Here is a 16,406-nt window from a genome sequence, read left to right as displayed (position 1 = left end):
TCGGGACTTCGTGCCTTGCGCGGGCCCGTTGTCAGGAACGGGTGCCTGCCGGGAACAGAACCGGTCAGGAACGGGTGCGCGGCCGGAGCCGGACGCCCGGCAACGGGGGAGCAGGAATGCGCCCGGCCTCGGCTCCCGAATCCGGCCCGTGTCCATGGACCAGCCCGAACCGGGAACCCTCGGATTCCTGGTCCGCCAGATCTGCCTGGTCCTCCCAGTCCTGGCGCGCCTGGGCCACTTCATCGTGGGTCCTGCCCACGAAGTTCCACCACATCAACAGCTCCTCCTGGAACGGTTCCCCGCCCAGCAGGATGAAGCGCGTGCCCGGGGCCGCCTCGATTTCCAGCAGGCTGCGGCCGGTGCCTAGGTAACCTAGCGGGCCCGCCGGCACATCCTGACCGTCGAGGGTGATGCCGCCGTCGAGCACCAGCACCGCGTGCTCGAACTCCGGGTCCAGCGGCAGCCTGAGCGATCCGGCGCAGGAGATGTCCGCGCCGACGATCGGGGAATACATCGTGGCCGGCGACTCCACTCCGGCGAAGCTTCCCACCATCACTGTTGCTGTGAAACCGTCTCCGGCCACTTCCGGGAGGTCGCGGTGCTGCTCGAATGCCGGGGCCCGGTGGCGCTCGCCGTCCGGAAGGGCCACCCACAACTGGAGGCCCCGCTGCAGCGGCAGTTCCATGCCGGCGTCGGCCGTCCCGCCGTCGTTCGACCCGGTGCCGGACGCACGGCCAGGCAGCACAGCGAACTCGGAGTGGGAGACCCCGTGGCCCGCGGTCATGATGTTGAGCTCGCCCGGACGCACGATGACGTCGCTGCCCACGCTGTCACGGTGCCTGATGTTGCCTGCGAGCGGCCACGTCACGGTCTGCAGGCCGGTGTGCGGGTGCGGCAGCACGGACATGGCGACACGGTCCGGACCGAAACTGTCCAGGAAGCACCAGGCACCCACCGTGGGGAGGCCTCGCTGCGGAAGGGTACGGAGGACGTTCATGGCCCGGACCCCGCCGAGCGGGACTTCCCGGGCCGGCCACAACTGCAGGCACGGCCCGGTCCCGGCGGATCCTCCGGGCTGTCCTGCCGGGCACAGTTCTTCCTTAGGGCTTACTTCTAGGTTCGTCACAGGATCAACTCTAGGCTGAAGGGCAGAATACGGGCAGGCCGGACTTCGGAGCCGGAACCCCTAGCCAATCTCTGGCCGGACGGCTTACCCTTGAAACGCCGCCGGCGAAAGCGTCCGGCGATGCGGACGGACCGGCTTCGGACTGGCTTCGACAGTTGGCATGGCAGAAACGGGGAGGTGGAGACGATGACTGCAATATTCTTGCGCGCCCAGTGCGCCAGCAATGTCATTATTCCTGCCCCGGCAAAACGCACGTCCTGACCCGCAACGGCTGAATCAAGCAGCGGAGTCTGTGCCAACGGGGCCTCAGCAGAGGTTTCCATTGAAAACAACACCAGGTCACACGCTGACCGTAGAAGATTCAACAACACAAAATCCAACAACCACCAACTCGACTCCGCCGATGGCCGGTCCCGTGCACTACGGCTTCACAGCCCGGACGGCAGCACTTTTTGACGCCCATCCCATGCCCGGCGGGGAGGAACCGGGGCGGGTAGTCCGCGTGGACCGGAACAGGGTGCTGGTCGCAGCGGCAGCGGAGCTGTGGCACCTGCCCTACCCGGCGCGCGGCGAGGTGCCCGCGACCGGTGACTGGGTGTGGCTCGGTGCCAACGCAGCAGGGGAGCCCGCGGTCATCGGTGTGCTGCCCCGCGAGTCGGCGCTGAGCCGCAAACGCGCCTTCGAGGCGTCATCGGAAGCACAGGTCCTTGGTGCCAACGTAGACGTCGTGGGAGTGGTGGTCCCCGTGGACCGGCCCCTCACCCACAACCGGTTGGAGCGGACGCTCGTGGCGGCGTGGGATTCGGGGGCCACCCCGCTGGTGATCATCACCAAAGCAGATCTCGCCGACATAGCGGACGACGTCGTCGGAAAAGTCATCCTGCAGGCGGCAGGCGTTGCTGTGGTCACCACCTCGGCGGAACAGGGCGACGGCCTCGACGAAGTGCTCGCACACGTGCCGGCCGGCGGAACGCTCGTGCTGCTGGGACCCTCGGGTGCCGGAAAGTCCACGCTGATTAACGCCCTTGCCGGGCACCATGTCCAGGGCGTCGGGCCGGTACGGTCAGGCGACGGCAAGGGCAGGCACACCACCACGGCGCGCGAGCTCGTTCCGCTGCCGGGAGGAGCGGTGCTGATGGACACACCGGGCGTCCGCGGCTTTGGGCTCTTCGACGCGGACGACGGGATGGATGAGATGTTCGGCGACCTCGAAGGGCTGTTCGGCCGCTGCCGCTTCGCCGACTGCGCCCACGACCGGGAACCGGGTTGCGCTGTTCAGGCAGCACTCGCCGACGGAGCCCTTGAGATGCGCCGGTGGGAAAGTTACCTCAAGCTCCAGCGTGAGTTGGCGGCGCTCAACCGCCGGCACGACGCGGCAGCCCGGCGGGCCTACCAGCGGGAGTGGCACCAGAAGGTGGTGGTGGCGGGCAAGAGTCAACGGGCAGCCGAGCGGTACGGGCAGGAAATGGCCCGCGACCGCGCTGGCGGGGACGGAAAGCGGGGTAAACGGAAACGCAGTTGAAGCACGCCGGATGACCCGTGGCGGAGGGGTGGCGGCAGGGAGGACTGAGGGCGGGATCACAGTCCGGCGCCGCCACCCATCCAAAAGGCGTAGGTTACCGAATGCTTACGGTAGCCGCGGCACCGCTGACTTTGAACGGGCCGCTGGTTACGCTGTGTATTACCTGCTTTACAGCCGAATATCAGCAACCTTATGATCTTTGGCCTGACCGTCCGATGTTGCCGCCAACAGTTAGGTAAGCCCGGAAATGGCTGAAGCCATGATCGAATTCCAGAGCGTCACCAAGCAGTACCAGAGCGGGCAGCCGGCCGTGGACAACCTCACTATGTCCATCGACAAAGGCTCCATCACGGTTTTTGTGGGTCCGTCCGGCTGCGGGAAGACCACCTCGCTGCGGATGATCAACCGCATGGTGGAGCCCACGTCGGGCACCATCACCGTGGACGGGAAGGACGTCACCTCAGTGCCCGCCGCGCAACTGAGGCGGTCCATGGGGTACGTGATGCAGTCCTCCGGGCTGATGCCGCACCGCTCAGTACTGGACAACATCGCAACGGTTCCGCGGCTGAACGGGGTTTCCAAAACTGAGTCCCGCAAGCGCGCAGAGGAACTGCTCGACGTCGTCGGGCTGGCTTCGGTGCTGGGAAAACGGTACCCGTCCCAACTGTCCGGCGGCCAGCAGCAGCGGGTCGGCGTCGCCCGGGCGCTCGCGGCAGATCCTCCGGTGCTGTTGATGGACGAACCGTTCAGCGCCGTGGATCCTGTGGTGCGCGACGAGCTGCAGCAGGAGCTCCTCCGGCTGCAGCGGGACCTGGCCAAGACCATCGTTTTTGTCACGCATGACATTGACGAAGCCACCGTGCTTGGAGACAAGGTCGCTGTTTTCGCCACGGGCGGCAAGCTGGCGCAGTACGCGACGCCGGAGGAAATACTCCGTGCCCCCGCCAACGACTTCGTGGCCTCCTTCGTGGGCAAGGACAGGGGGTTCCGCCACCTGGCGTTCAGCCCGTCCGACGCCGTTATCCTCCATGACGTTCCTACGGTCAGTCACAGCGCCCTTGAGTCCGGAACTGCCGGACTGGAGGGCAGCGATTGGGCGCTCGTGGTGGATGCGGATTCCCGTCCGATGGGCTGGACAAGTCCCGGTTCCGGTTCTTCGCTCATCCCCGGCGGCTCGCTGTTCCGGAAAGGGGAGACGCTTCGGCGGGCCCTGGACGCGGCGCTGTCATCGCCGTCGGGGCTGGGCGTCGCCGTTGACGCCGACGGCAAACTTGCAGGTGTCCTCCGCGCGGATGAAGTCCTTGCGGTCATTGAATCTGCCCGGCTGGTCCGGCAGGGCGCCCTCTGATGGAATGGTTCCTGGCCAACAGCGGGAGGGTGTTCGAACTGGCAGGCCAGCACCTGGCGCTGGCCATCCTGCCCATGGTGTTCGGGTTGCTGCTCTCCATTCCGCTGGCACAGTTTGCCCGGCAAAACAGGACCCTGCGTTCCGTGGTGGTCACGGCGACGTCCCTGCTCTACACGGTCCCGTCCCTTGCCTTGTTCATCATCCTGCCGTCAATCCTGGGGACAAGGGTCCTGGATCCGCTGAACGTGATCGTCGCCCTGACTATTTACGCAGTGGCGCTGCTGGTGCGGGCCGCACTCGACGCCTTCGACTCCGTGGATGAAGACCTCCGCCAGGCGGCCGTTGCGATGGGGTTCAAGCCCGCTGCGCGTTTCCTGCAGATTGATCTGCCGTTGTCCCTTCCGGTGCTGTTCGCCGGCCTGAGGGTTGTGTCCGTCAGCAACATTTCGCTGGTGAGCGTGGCCGCCCTCCTCGGCATCGGAAACCTGGGGATGCTTTTCACCTCCGGCCTCCAACGGGGCTTTATTACCGAGGTGCTTGTCGGGATCATCGCCATCCTGGTGCTTGCGCTGGTGATGGATGCCGTCCTGGTTCTCCTGGAACGGCTCCTGACGCCGTGGACCAGGGCTGTGGCCAAAACAGAAAAGGCCGGTCTCCCCTCGGCGGCCGAGCGGCTGTCGGACGTCCGGACCGGGGGTGCGTCCGCATGAGCAACGTCTTCACCGACACTTTTGCGTGGCTGGGCGATCCCCTGCACTGGACGGGAAGCACCGGCATTCCCGTACGGCTGGCTGAGCACCTCCAGTACACAGGTCTCGTGATGCTCATTGCCACGGCGATAGCGGTCCCCATCGGACTCTATGTCGGCCACACCGGCCGCGGCCGGGTGGCGGTTGTTGCGCTGGCCGGGGCGCTCCGGGCACTGCCGACCCTGGGCCTGCTGACGCTCTTCGTCCTCCTGGCCGGCATCGGACTAATGCCTCCGATCTGGGCGCTCGTGATTCTGACCGTACCTCCGCTACTCGCAGGCACCTACGCCGGAATTGCCAGCGTGGACCGGAACGTCGTGGATGCGGCCCGCGCCATGGGCATGACCGAATTGCAGGTGCTGTTCCGGGCCGAATTTCCCAACGCCCTGGCCGTGATGTTCGGCGGCTTCAGGACCGGCGTGCTCCAGGTGATCGCCACCGTTTCAGTGGTGGCGTATATCAACCTTGGCGGCCTGGGCCGGTACCTCTTCGACGGCCTGGTGCTCTCCGATTTTCCGCAGATGCTCGGCGGCTCGTTGCTGATAGCAGCACTGGCCATTGCCGTCGATCTGCTGCTCGCTGTTTTCCAGAGGCTGTTCCTGTCCCGGGAATCCTCTGCCATGCCACGCCGGAGCCAGCAGGCACCGGCTGATCTCACAGACCCCGTGCCCGCGGAGCCTGTTGTTCAAGGAGGTAGATCATGAAGGAAACCCACCCTAGTATTCTGGGTCGCCGCGCATTCGGCGGCCTGGCCGCCGGCGTCGGACTGGCCCTGGCGCTGTCCGCGTGCGGCGGCGGATCGGATCCGCTGAAAAGCGCGCCCGCCACGGGCGGTTCGGGCTCAGGTTCCGCGCTGGTGATCGGATCTGCGGACTTCCCGGAAAGCCAGATCATCGCGGAGGTGTATGCCGGTGCGTTGAACGCAGCCGGCGTCACCGCAAGCACCAAGCCCAACATCGGCTCGCGGGAGGTGTACTTCAAGGCGGTCCAGGACGGCTCCGTGGACATCATTCCCGATTACAGCGGCAACCTCCTGCTGCATGTGAACAAGGAAGCCACCGAGGTCTCGGCGGAAGACATCTTCAAGGCGCTTCCGGCCAAGCTGCCGGAGGGTCTCGCGGTCCTGGAGCCTTCCAAGGCCGAGGACAAGGACGCCATGGTGGTGACCAAGGCGACGGCGGAAAAGTACCAGCTCAAGTCCATCGAAGACCTCGCCAAGGTCTGCAGCGAACTGGTGGTGGGAGCTCCGGCCACCTTCGCCGAGCGCGCCTACGGCTTGCCCGGGCTGAAGAAGAACTACAGCTGCGAACCCAAGAAGCTGGAACCGTTCAGCGACGGCGGCGGCCCCATCACCGTCAAGGCACTGCTGGAGGACCAGGTCCAGGTCGCTGACATCTACACCACCACCCCGGCCATTGCGGACAATGACCTGGTGGTCCTGGACGACCCGAAGAACAACTTCATCGCCCAGCAGGTACTGCCGCTGTACAACAAGGCCAAGATGACGGACAAGGCCAAGGAAGCGCTCAACTCGGTGTCCAAAATCCTCACCACGGAGGACCTGATCAACCTCAACCGTGCCGTCAGCGGGACCCAGAAGCAGAACCCGAAGGATGCAGCCGCGGCTTGGCTCAAGGACAAAGGCCTGGTCAAGTAACACCGGTTAGTATCTCCCGCTGATTAGCGCAGGCCCGACGGCGCCTGCCGGACTCCACATGTCCGGCAGGCGCCGTCGTCGTTCCTTGACGCGGTGCCCACCTCGACGCCGGACCGCACCGCCGGCTTTCCGCTTGTGTGAGTCAAGTCTCAGCTGAAGTACATCCTCCATATGGCATATTTGATGGATGGCAGAATTCAAGCAGTCCACCAAGCTTCATAATGTCCTCTACGACATCCGTGGACCGATTCTTCAGGCCGCCCAGCAAATGGAGGCAGAGGGTCACCGCATCCTCAAACTGAACATCGGAAACCCGGCCCCGTTTGGGTTTGAAGCGCCGGACGCCATCCTGGTGGACATGATCCGCCACCTGCCGCACGCCCAGGGCTACAGTGACTCCCGCGGCATATTCTCCGCCCGGACCGCAGTGTCGCAGTACTACCAGACCCGCGGCATCCAGAACATCCACGTGGACGACATCTACCTCGGCAACGGCGTCAGCGAACTCATCACCATGTCGCTCATGGCACTCCTCGACGACGGCGACGAGGTTCTGATCCCCACGCCGGACTACCCGCTGTGGACCGCCTCGGTGGCACTGGCCAGCGGACGGCCGGTGCACTACCTCTGCGACGAGGAGTCCGGCTGGCAGCCGGACCTGGAAGACCTTGAATCCAAGATCACCCCGCGGACCAAGGGAATCGTGGTGATCAACCCGAACAACCCCACCGGCGCGGTGTATCCCGAGGAAACCCTCAAGAAGATCGTGGCCCTGGCTGAAAAGCACGGGCTGGTGCTTTTCGCGGATGAGATCTACGAGAAGATCCTGTACGAGGACGCCGTCCATGTGAACCTGGCAGGCCTTACCGGCGACGACGTTCTGTGCCTGACCTTCAGTGGGCTGTCCAAGGCGTACCGTGTCTGCGGGTACCGGGCCGGCTGGATGGCGATATCCGGGCCGAAGAAGGATGCCGCCGACTACCTCGAAGGCATCAGCCTGCTCGCCAACATGCGATTGTGTGCCAACGTGCCTGCCCAGCATGCCATCCAGACTGCACTGGGCGGATACCAGAGCATCAACGATCTGATCCTGCCCGGCGGGCGGCTGCTGGAACAGCGGAACAAAGCTTATGACATGCTCAACGCCATCCCCGGCGTCAGCACCCAGCAGGCCAGGGGAGCGCTGTACCTGTTCCCGAAACTGGATCCGGAGGTCTTCCATATCCGCGACGACGAAAAATTCGTCCTGGACCTGCTCCGGGAGCAGAAGATCCTCGTTTCCCACGGACGCGCCTTCAACTGGGTACGGCCGGATCACTTCCGGATGGTCACGCTGCCCAACGTGAAGGACATCGAAGAGGCAGTCGGCCGCATGGGGGACTTCCTGAGCCGGTACCAGGGGAACTAGCCTGATGGCAGCAGTCGCCCCGCGGATAGCGGGCGGCTGCGGACGGACGGGCGCAAGGAAGCGGCCCTCCGGACTGGCGGCACATCGGCGGAAGGCTTCTCATGGCAAACATCGAAACGTTCGACGAACACCCGTCAGGGACCTTGGCGGCTGGTGACGGGTTCAAGCTGGCGGATGTGGACCCTGATTCCACTCCGGGCTATCCCGGCGGAAAATCCGACGGCCGGGCACTCCTAGAAGAACTCGACGGCAAACTTGCGACCCTCCAGGAGCAGCTGTTCGCCGAAGCAAAGTTCGGCGGGACCAAGCGCGTCCTGCTGATCCTCCAGGCCATGGACACTGCGGGTAAGGGCGGCATCGTGGCCCACGTGGTGGGTGCCATGGACCCCCAAGGGGTGCAGCTCAAGGCGTTCAAGGCGCCCACGGACGAGGAAAAATCCTACGACTTCCTCTGGCGGATCGAGAAGGAAGTCCCGGCGGCCGGCATGGTGGGCGTATTCGACCGCTCGCACTACGAGGATGTGCTCATCCACCGCGTCCACGGCTGGGCCTCGCCGGAGGAGCTGGAGCGACGCTACACGGCGATCAACGAGTTTGAAGCCAGGCTTGCCGGTTCTGGCACCCGAATCGTCAAGGTGATGCTGAACATCAGCCGGGACGAACAGAAGGCCCGCCTGCTTGCACGGCTTGACGATCCATCAAAGCACTGGAAATACAGCAGCGCCGACCTCAAGGAGCGCGTCTTCTGGGACGACTACATGGCTGCCTACCAGGCGGCATTCGACAAGACGCATACCGAGGTTGCCCCCTGGCACGTAGTCCCGGCGAACAAGAAGTGGTACGCCCGCATCGCCGTGCAGCAGCTGCTGCTCCAAGCGATGGCGGACCTCAATCTTCAGTGGCCCGCCGCTGAGTTCGACGTGGCCCTGGAACGGAGCCTGGTGGAAAGGTCCTGACGGGCCCTACGACTCGGGCCCGGCTTGGTTGCGGGCTGCGGCCAGCCGCTTTCGGGCCCCTTCCAGCCACTCCTCGCAGCGCCTGGCCAGGGCTTCGCCGCGCTCCCACAGGGCGAGTGAGTCCTCCAGGCTGGCGCCGCCGGCTTCCAGCTTTCCCACGACGGCCACGAGTTGCTCGCGGGCTTCCTCGTAGCTGAGCGCTTCGATATCCGCGTTCGGTTTCTGTTCTGCTGCCATTGTGGTGCTCCCTGCTGGTTGTCAGTGGATGGGCGGGGGCCGGTACATGTCCGGCGTGGGCTGGTTCAGCCGTCGGATACCTGGTGGCCGCCCGTGGACCGGGCGGAAAAGCTGCCGCCGGCCACCCGGACGAATAGGTCCGCACCCTCCGGGGCCTGAGACGGGTGCCGGACTACTGCCGGCTGCGCGTCCGCTGCCTGGTCTGTGCCGGCAACCTGCACCACGGCGTAGCCCCGGTCCAGCGTCTGTTGCGGCGAGAGCGAGCGGACCTGGTTGCGGAGATGCACGATCTGGTCGGCTGCCCTCAGCACCGCCGTGCTGATGGCTGCACGGGAGCGGCTGCTGAGCCGCGCCACGTCCTCGGCGCGTGCACTGACCATGGTCTCCGGTGCGGCCAGGACCGGCCGTGAATGCAGGGAAGCCAACCGGTCGGATTCCCGCTCCACGAGCCGGTTAACCCCGCGCCGGAGCTGGTCCCGTGCCTGCCGGACCCTGGCGAGTTCTTCCACGACGTCGGGAACGATTCTCTTGGCGGCGTCCGTGGGCGTCGAGGCCCGCAGATCGGCGACGTCGTCGAGGATGGGGCGGTCTGCCTCGTGGCCGATCGCGCTGACCACCGGCGTGGACGCATTGGACACCGCCCTGATCAGGTCCTCGTTGCTGAAGGGGAGGAGGTCCTCGAGTGCGCCGCCGCCGCGGGTGATGACGATGACGTCAACGTGCGGGTCAGCATCGAGTTCCCGCAGCGCGGCCATGATCTGGGAAGCAGCAGTGTTTCCCTGGACGGCAACTTCGCGGACCTCGAATTCGACCGCGGGCCACCGGAGGGCGGCATTGCGCAGCACGTCCTTCTTGGCGTCGGAATCGCGTCCGGTGATCAGTCCGATCCGGTGGGGGAGGATGGGCAGGCGTTTCTTCCGGGAATCCGCAAAGAGTCCTTCCAGAGAAAGCGCATGGCGGAGCCGTTCAATACGCGCCAGCAAGTCGCCCAGCCCCACCGGGCGGATGTCCTTCACGGACATGTTGAGGCGTCCGGTCTTGAGCCAGAACTCGGCCTTCAGGAGCGCCACCACCCTGGACCCGCGTTCCAGCGGAACCTCCTGGCGATCCAGCACAGTCGACCAGATGGAGGCGGGCAGGGAGATTTCGGCGTCGACATCCCGGAGCGTCATGAAAGCACTGCCGCCACGGCGGTTCAGCTCAATGACCTGACCTTCGACCCACGCCGAGGGCGTCCGGTCGATATGGGCCTTGAGCTTCTGGGACAACAGTTGCAGGGGCCAGGGGTTGTCCGGACTCGTTTCAGCAGCCGTCGCAGGAACCGTGGTGGCCGCGGGCATGTTGTCAGGCATGGGCGGGCCGTGACGGGGAGGGAGCCTTGGGCATTGGGAATCCTTTGCAGGTGGCGGTGCATCAAAACGGAATGGCATCAAACCGAATCAACTCTATCCATAGCTTTACCACTGTCCGCCGACATTTTTGCTTCCCGGCCGACGCCCCTAGGATGGCAGTACCGCAAACCACAACCGAGGAATCCCTTGCGCACTTTTGTCTCCGCTGCCGCCGTCATCCTTGGACTGCTGCTGGCCGCCGTCTCCGTCCCTGCCATCTGGGTGGACCGGAACATTGTGCAGGAGGATGGCTTTGTCTCGCTCGCCGCACCGTTGGGCAAGGACACCGTCTTCCAGCAGAGGCTGGCCTCCGCGGCTGTTGCGAGCATCGACCCGGCCGGCCAGATTCCTGAACCGTTCGCCGATCTGGTGCAGCCGATCCTGGACTCCGCCGCCAAATCCCTGACGACGCTCCCCGGCTATCCTGCGGCCTGGGAAGAAACGCTGAGGAAGAGCCACCGGCTTAACTTCCCGGCTGCAGGGGCCGGATCGGCAGCAGCTGACCCGTCCACGTCCCTCACCCTGGATGTGGCGCCCTTGGTTGGCCTGCTGACCAAGCAGATTTCGGAGGCCACCAACATTCCGATTGAAGCGCCGGACCAGACGCGCATCGACATCGGGCAGCCGAGCCACCGTCAGCTCGTTGACCAGGTTGCGGCCTATGCCCCCATGGGTTACGCGTTGGCTGCCGGCTCGGCCATTGCCCTACTGCTGGCCCTCATCGCCGCCCGCCGGCGCTGGATTGTGCTGGTAGGTACGGGAGCGGGGGCGTTGGTGCTGGCCGCGGCGTGGAAACTCGGATCTGATGCGGCCGGCCTTGCGGTAGGCGGGACGGCCAGCGGGAACGAGGTGGCGGATATCTTCAAGAGTGAATTCGTGGCGGCATCCTCGGAGCGGTTCGGACAATGGATCCTGGTGGCTCTCATCGCCGGCGCCGTCCTCATTGTGGCCGGCGTCATTCTCCGCGTCGTTGCCGGCGCCGGACGCGACCAGCGTTCCCGGTAGCATTGAACAATGACCACCTCAGCAGTCTCCATTCCCATGCCGTCAATTCCACGCAGGCGCCGTTCGCCTGAAGACGTGCTGGCTGCAGCCCCGGTCTCAGGTCCCAAAAAGGTGCTGCTAGCGGCTCCCCGCGGCTACTGCGCCGGCGTGGACCGCGCCGTCATCGCCGTGGAGAAGGCACTGGAACACTATGGTCCGCCCGTCTACGTGCGGAAGCAGATTGTCCACAACGTCCACGTCGTGAGTTCGCTTGAGGAGAAGGGCGCCATCTTCGTTGACGAGACTGATGAGGTCCCCGAAGGCGCCCTGGTAATTTTTTCGGCCCACGGAGTATCGCCCGCGGTCGTGCAGTCGGCCGAGGACCGCGGCCTGCGTACCATTGACGCCACCTGCCCGCTGGTGACCAAAGTCCACCGCGAAGCTGTCCGTTTCGCCAAGGACGACTTTGACATCCTCCTCATCGGCCACGACGGTCACGAGGAAGTTGAAGGAACCGCCGGCGAAGCCCCCGACCACATCCAGATCATCAACGGTCCGCACGAAGTCGACAAAGTTAGCGTGCGGGATCCGGAAAAGGTCATCTGGCTGTCACAGACCACCCTGAGCGTGGATGAAACGATGGAAACCGTCCGGCTCCTCAAGGAACGGTTCCCGACACTGCAGGATCCGCCCAGCGACGACATCTGCTACGCCACCACCAACAGGCAGGTAGCCATCAAGAAGATCTCCCCGCAGGCCGATCTGGTCATTGTGGTGGGCTCCGCCAACTCGTCCAACTCCGTCCGCCTCGTGGAGGTTGCACTGGAATACGGCGCCAAGGCGTCCTACCGCGTCGACTTCGCCAACGAAGTGGACGAGGCCTGGTTCGAAGGCGTGGCCACGGTGGGCGTCACCTCCGGCGCGTCCGTTCCGGAAGTGCTGGTCAAGGATGTGCTCCGGCTCCTGGCGGACTACGGCTACAGTGCTGTGGAAGAAGTGGTCACGGCGGAGGAAGACCTGCTCTTCTCGCTGCCCAAGGAGCTGCGCGCAACGCTTAAGAAATCGGGCGACGTGACCCGTGCCCTCGGCGGACGCGGAGCGCGGAACTAACTCCTTCGCGGCACAGGGCCATGCGGTCTCAGCGGAGGCCGGCCGGCCCGGCCGCGGGCTAGGCGGCCGACTCCTCAGACTGAAGTTCGGGAGCCGCCACCGACCGGGGAGTCACCTCGATCGCAGGCGGTGTGGTCAGCCCCTCGGCTTCAAGGGCGTTGAGTTTCCGCGCCGTCGGAAGAATGCGCGCTTCCAGCGTTCCGACCATTGAGTTGTAGCGGTCAACGGAAGTCTTCAGCGACGAACCCAGCTTGGTCACGTTTTCGCCCAGTGTGCCCATCCGCTCGTAGAGCTGCCGCGCCAACTCAAAGAGCTCTCGGGCGCTGTCTGTGAGCACGTCCTGGCGCCAGGTGAACGCTACTGACTTCAGCACGGCCAACAAGGTGCCGGGGGATGCCAGCACCACATTCTTATTCAAGGCGTAGTCCAGAAGGCCGGCGTCCGCTGCCAGCGCGGCCGCCAGGATGGATTCGGCCGGCAGGAAGCAGATGACGAGTTCCGGCGAATTGCCCGGGATCTCCCAATACTTCTTGTTGCTCAGGGCGTCCACATGGGATTTCAGGGCCTTGGCGTGGGCTGCCAGCAACGCGTTCTGGCCGTTGAGGGCGGACCCCTGCTGCTGGCGTCCCGCTGAAGGTCCCAGGTCCTGGGCCTCAAGGTAGGACCCCAGGGGAACCTTGGCGTCCACCACCAGCTGCTTCCCGCCCGGGAGCTGGACCACGAGGTCGGGGCGGACGGCGTTCCCCGCTCCGGCGGTGTGCTGCTGCTCGTGGAAATCCACGTGGCGGAGCATGCCGGCGGCTTCCACGACCCGGCGCAGCTGGACCTCACCCCACTGGCCGCGGGCGCTATTCGACCGAAGGGCGGACTCCAGGGCGTGGGTTGAGCGCAAGAGCTGCTCGTCGGAAAGCCGGGCCTCCTGAAGTTGCTGGGCCAGCTGCCCGTACTGCTCCAGCCGGTCGCGTTCCAACAGGGACACCTGCTGCTGGACCGCCGTCAGCCTTTCCGCCACCGGGGCAAGCGCCCGGAGGACGCTGCCGTCCTGGTTCCGCGACTCGCCCAGCTCCCGGTTCTGTGCCGACAAGAGGCGCCGCTCGGCGTCGGCCGCAGCGAACTGGGCGCTGACCTCCGAAAGGCGCGCCGAGACGCCGTCGAAGTCCTGTTCCAGGGCCACACTCCGCCGCCGGAGCGCCACGTAGGTGAGGGCGGCGCCGATCACGGCGCCGAGAATCAGCATCAGCAGGGCAAGTATCAGTGCAAAAGCGTCCATGTGTTCACTTTGGCATGGGCCACCGACATTTTTGGCGCAGACGCACGCCGCCTGCGGAGGCCGGGAACGGACCGCCGCATGGTTCGCGCCCGGTTACCGGTAGAATTAGTGCTCGTGGCTCTTACTATTGGCATCGTCGGACTGCCCAACGTCGGCAAATCAACCCTTTTCAACGCACTGACCCGTAATCAGGTGCTGGCTGCGAACTATCCGTTCGCCACCATCGAGCCGAACGTCGGTGTGGTCAACCTGCCGGACCCGCGGCTTGCCAAGCTGGCCGCTGTCTTCGGATCACAGCGCCTGCTGCCCGCCCCCGTGTCGTTCGTCGATATCGCCGGGATCGTCAAGGGTGCGTCGGAGGGCGAAGGCCTGGGCAACAAGTTCCTCGCCAACATCCGCGAGGCCGAGGCCATCGCGCAGGTTGTCCGCGTGTTCGATGACCCGGACGTCATCCACGTTGACGGCAAGGTGGATCCGCGCTCGGATATGGAGACCATCAACACCGAACTGATCCTGGCTGACCTCCAGACCATCGAAAATGCGATTCCCCGGATCGAAAAAGAAGTCAAGATCAAGAAGCGCGACGCGGCCGAACTGGCCGCGATCAAGGCGGCGCAGGCCGTGCTTGAACGTGGCGACACCATCTTCTCCTCGATCAAGAGCGACAAGCTCGAGATGGAGCACCTCAAGGAGCTCGGCCTGCTGACCGCCAAGCCCTTCATCTACGTCTTCAACTCGGACGAGGGAATCCTGGGCGACCCCGCGAAGCAGGAAGAACTGCGCGCCATGGTTGCTCCGGCGGACGCCGTCTTCCTCGACGCCAAGCTGGAATCCGACCTCGTGGAACTGGACGAGGAAGAAGCCCGCGAGATGCTGGAGATGAACGGCCAGGACGAATCAGGCCTCGACCAGCTGGCCCGCGTCGGCTTCCACACGCTGGGACTGCAGACCTACCTGACGGCCGGTCCCAAAGAAACCCGCGCCTGGACCATCCACCAGGGCGACACCGCACCGCAGGCCGCCGGCGTCATCCACTCCGATTTCCAGCGTGGCTTCATCAAGGCCGAAGTTGTGTCCTTCGACGACCTCATCGAGGCCGGATCCATGGCCGAGGCCAAAGCCCGCGGCAAGGTCCGTATCGAAGGCAAGGAATATGTAATGGCCGACGGCGACGTGGTGGAGTTCCGCTTCAACGTCTAGCCACGTCCTCGAAAATCGCGTCCTGGCACAAGTCGGGGCGCGATTTTTCGTTGTCAGAACCGCCTAGTGCGGGTCTTGATTAACCTGCGGGGGTCCATCCGAGGGCGGGTCCCAACTTGGTGGCGATGTCGGTGAGGATCTGGACGTAGTCCTCGTGGTCGAAGCTGAAAGGCAGCGCGAACGCCACTTCGTCGACTTCCTGGAACCCCGCGTGCGAGTACAACTGATCCGCAATCTGAGCGCTGGTGCCAATGAGATCGGGAGCGAACAACACGCGTTTAGGCCCCTGCGGCGCCAAGGTCCGGGGAGTGCGTTCATCGACGTACTGCTGGTACTTTTCCCGCTGTTTGGCGGAAGCCGAATCGGTCGGGATCACCACCAGGCCTTGTGAGACCCGGGCTGGTCCGTGCGCTTGGCCTGAGGCAGCGGCAGCTTCACGATAGGCCCGAATTTGTGACTGTTGGATTTGGGCAAACGCCGGTTCCTGATTCGTCTCGGCAAACATCACACTGCTGGAGAGCAGATTGAATCCGTTTTCTCCGGCCCAGATTGCTGACTTCTTGCTTGCCGCCCCATACCAAAGCCGTTCGCGCAGCCCGGAAGAGTGCGGCTCGACGCGGTTGGAGAATTCCTCAACGACACCATGCTTGCCGGAGAATTCCCGCACCGGTTCCCCTGCAATCAAACGGGCAAGCCGCTCCAGACGTCCGTAACTGAAGTCCTCCAGCCCAGCGGAATCCGGGTACAACTCGTGCTTGACCGTGTCGTAGTGCATTGGTTCCCCCACGCTCAGGCCGGGATTGATTCGTCCGCCGGCGAGCAGATCCACGGTGGCCAGGTCCTCGGCCAGGCGCAACGGGTTTTCCCAGCCCATCGGAGTCACTGCCGTTCCAAGCTCGATCCGGGAGGTGCGCTGGCTGGCCGCAGCCATGAGGGCAACGGGGGAGGAAATCCCGAACTGCAGATGGCGGTGGCGCAGCCAGGCGCTATCAAATCCAAGCCGCTCGCCCAGCTCGATGACCTGCAACGTCGATTCGTGCCCCGCGGCTGGATCCGCCGGATCGAACAGGCCAATAGTCAGGAATCCGAGCTTGCGTAGCGGTCGTGAGGAGTCGGGCATGGGCTTCCTTCAGGGTCAGTGTGGGACTGATCCCCATGATAGGCGGGCGACGAAGGGCAGCTACCGACAATGGCGGGAAATTACCCGCTAAGACACTGACCTGGAATCGAGCCGCTCGATGACCTCCGAGGTGGTTACAACGATGAGATTCGATCGTCCGCAGCACTGCCGCAGTCAGTGAATAGGCATTAACCCCAAAGGCCACGATTCCTCGCGAATCGTGGCCTTTATGTTGATTGTTGCAGCTCGGTAACAACCTTTACCCATGGGCAACTTTGGTCCCATTGGCTTTCTTTTCGGGTCTAGGCTACTGCTCATGTGAGACTAG

The 16,406-nt window shown here is 64.6% G+C and carries 15 protein-coding genes; 10 read left to right on the top strand and 5 right to left on the bottom strand.

From position 1 onward, the window contains the following. Nucleotides 1–64: 64 nt before the first annotated feature. Entirely contained in the window at nt 65–1,126 is a 1,062-nt protein-coding gene (locus ACSQ1X_RS14455) for a pirin family protein (protein WP_436058154.1), read from the bottom strand. A gap of 403 nt (nt 1,127–1,529) precedes the next feature. Between ACSQ1X_RS14455 and rsgA the strand changes: the two genes are divergently transcribed. The 7 genes from rsgA (at nt 1,530) to ACSQ1X_RS14420 (ending at nt 8,766) form a co-directional block, all read left to right on the top strand. Next, nucleotides 1,530–2,648 carry a ribosome small subunit-dependent GTPase A gene (rsgA, locus tag ACSQ1X_RS14450; protein ID WP_436058153.1) on the top strand — a complete coding sequence of 373 codons (1,119 nt, stop codon included), beginning with the start codon at nt 1,530–1,532 and terminating at the stop codon, nt 2,646–2,648. 247 nt (nt 2,649–2,895) lie between these two features. Then, on the top strand, nt 2,896–3,996 hold the full coding sequence (locus tag ACSQ1X_RS14445; RefSeq protein ID WP_436058152.1) for an ABC transporter ATP-binding protein: 1,101 nt from the start codon (nt 2,896–2,898) through the stop codon (nt 3,994–3,996). Then, entirely contained in the window at nt 3,996–4,706 is a 711-nt protein-coding gene (locus ACSQ1X_RS14440; RefSeq protein WP_436058151.1) for an ABC transporter permease, read from the top strand. The genes ACSQ1X_RS14445 and ACSQ1X_RS14440 overlap by 1 nt, the downstream gene beginning before the upstream one ends. Continuing rightward, nucleotides 4,703–5,449 (top strand): ABC transporter permease, encoded by a 747-nt coding sequence (locus ACSQ1X_RS14435; protein ID WP_436058150.1) that lies wholly within the window; start codon nt 4,703–4,705, stop codon nt 5,447–5,449. The genes ACSQ1X_RS14440 and ACSQ1X_RS14435 overlap by 4 nt, the downstream gene beginning before the upstream one ends. Next, on the top strand, nt 5,446–6,402 hold the full coding sequence (locus ACSQ1X_RS14430) for an ABC transporter substrate-binding protein (RefSeq protein ID WP_055796789.1): 957 nt from the start codon (nt 5,446–5,448) through the stop codon (nt 6,400–6,402). The genes ACSQ1X_RS14435 and ACSQ1X_RS14430 overlap by 4 nt, the downstream gene beginning before the upstream one ends. Nucleotides 6,403–6,589: 187 nt before the next feature. Further along, nucleotides 6,590–7,810 (top strand): pyridoxal phosphate-dependent aminotransferase, encoded by a 1,221-nt coding sequence (locus ACSQ1X_RS14425; protein WP_028269467.1) that lies wholly within the window; start codon nt 6,590–6,592, stop codon nt 7,808–7,810. Between the two features lie 101 nt (nt 7,811–7,911). Beyond that, a complete protein-coding gene (locus ACSQ1X_RS14420; RefSeq protein ID WP_436058149.1) occupies nt 7,912–8,766 on the top strand; it encodes a polyphosphate kinase 2 family protein in 855 nt (284 codons plus the stop codon). A gap of 6 nt (nt 8,767–8,772) precedes the next feature. On the opposite strand, the gene ACSQ1X_RS14415 is transcribed toward ACSQ1X_RS14420, so the two are convergent. Together ACSQ1X_RS14415 and xseA are read right to left on the bottom strand one after the other, a co-directional pair. Continuing rightward, nucleotides 8,773–9,003, bottom strand: coding sequence for an exodeoxyribonuclease VII small subunit (locus ACSQ1X_RS14415; RefSeq protein WP_055796783.1), 231 nt, complete (start codon nt 9,001–9,003; stop codon nt 8,773–8,775). A 65-nt stretch (nt 9,004–9,068) separates the two neighbouring features. Continuing rightward, entirely contained in the window at nt 9,069–10,355 is a 1,287-nt protein-coding gene (gene xseA, locus ACSQ1X_RS14410; protein ID WP_436058148.1) for an exodeoxyribonuclease VII large subunit, read from the bottom strand. Between the two features lie 186 nt (nt 10,356–10,541). Here xseA and ACSQ1X_RS14405 point away from each other — a divergent pair, with 186 nt between their 5' ends. After that, a complete protein-coding gene (locus ACSQ1X_RS14405; protein WP_436058147.1) occupies nt 10,542–11,399 on the top strand; it encodes a hypothetical protein in 858 nt (285 codons plus the stop codon). A 9-nt stretch (nt 11,400–11,408) separates the two neighbouring features. Then, nucleotides 11,409–12,488: a 4-hydroxy-3-methylbut-2-enyl diphosphate reductase gene (locus ACSQ1X_RS14400; RefSeq protein WP_436058146.1), complete on the top strand. Its 1,080-nt coding sequence runs from the start codon at nt 11,409–11,411 to the stop codon at nt 12,486–12,488. Between the two features lie 58 nt (nt 12,489–12,546). On the opposite strand, the gene rmuC is transcribed toward ACSQ1X_RS14400, so the two are convergent. Next, complete coding sequence (rmuC, locus tag ACSQ1X_RS14395) at nt 12,547–13,758, bottom strand: DNA recombination protein RmuC (RefSeq protein ID WP_436058145.1); 1,212 nt, start codon at nt 13,756–13,758, stop codon at nt 12,547–12,549. Between the two features lie 114 nt (nt 13,759–13,872). Here rmuC and ychF point away from each other — a divergent pair, with 114 nt between their 5' ends. Next, complete coding sequence (ychF, locus tag ACSQ1X_RS14390) at nt 13,873–14,958, top strand: redox-regulated ATPase YchF (RefSeq protein ID WP_055797285.1); 1,086 nt, start codon at nt 13,873–13,875, stop codon at nt 14,956–14,958. A 79-nt stretch (nt 14,959–15,037) separates the two neighbouring features. Here the strand turns inward: ychF and ACSQ1X_RS14385 are convergent, their stop codons facing one another. Next, nucleotides 15,038–16,078, bottom strand: coding sequence for an LLM class flavin-dependent oxidoreductase (locus ACSQ1X_RS14385; protein ID WP_436058144.1), 1,041 nt, complete (start codon nt 16,076–16,078; stop codon nt 15,038–15,040). Between the last annotated feature and the right edge of the window lie 328 nt (nt 16,079–16,406).

The organism is Arthrobacter sp. LjRoot78, assembly GCF_964254335.1.
Taxonomy (GTDB): domain Bacteria; phylum Actinomycetota; class Actinomycetes; order Actinomycetales; family Micrococcaceae; genus Arthrobacter.
Note: the sequence above shows the minus strand (reverse complement) of the source record. Positions and strands in the feature narration are given on the sequence as shown.